The 423-nt window shown below is 65.5% G+C and carries 1 protein-coding gene; it reads right to left on the minus strand.

What is annotated here, in order from left to right; all coding sequences use genetic code 11:
* The coding region (locus JG676_RS08335; protein WP_200217944.1) for an aminotransferase class I/II-fold pyridoxal phosphate-dependent enzyme at nucleotides 1–423 on the minus strand (423 nt) is incomplete at both ends.

The following is a 423-nucleotide window of genomic DNA, read 5'->3' on the forward strand; positions in this document are numbered from 1 at the left end:
GGTCTTGCTCATCGAGGTGAATTCGATGGCGATGTCGCGCGCGCCCGGCACCTGCAGCACCGACGGCGGCGGATTGCCGTCGAAGTAGATCTCGGCATAGGCGAGATCGCTCAGGATCCAGATGCCCTGGCGTCGGCAGAAGTCGACGATCGCGGCATAGAAATCGAGGTCGACGATCTGCGCCGTCGGGTTCGACGGATAGTTCAGCACCAGGGCGATCGGCTTGGGCACCGCATAGCGCACGGCGCGCTCGAGCGCCGGCAGGAACTCCGCGAGCGAGGTCGAGCCCGGCACCGGGATGTGGCGGATCGAGCCGCCGGCGATGATGAAGCCGTAGGGATGGATCGGATAGCTCGGGTTGGGTACCAGCACGATGTCACCCGGCGAGGTGATCGCCTGGGCGAGATTGGCAAGGCCCTCCTT

This window comes from Campylobacter sp. 2018MI34, assembly GCF_016598975.1.
In the GTDB taxonomy this organism is placed as follows: Bacteria; Campylobacterota; Campylobacteria; order Campylobacterales; family Campylobacteraceae; genus Campylobacter_D.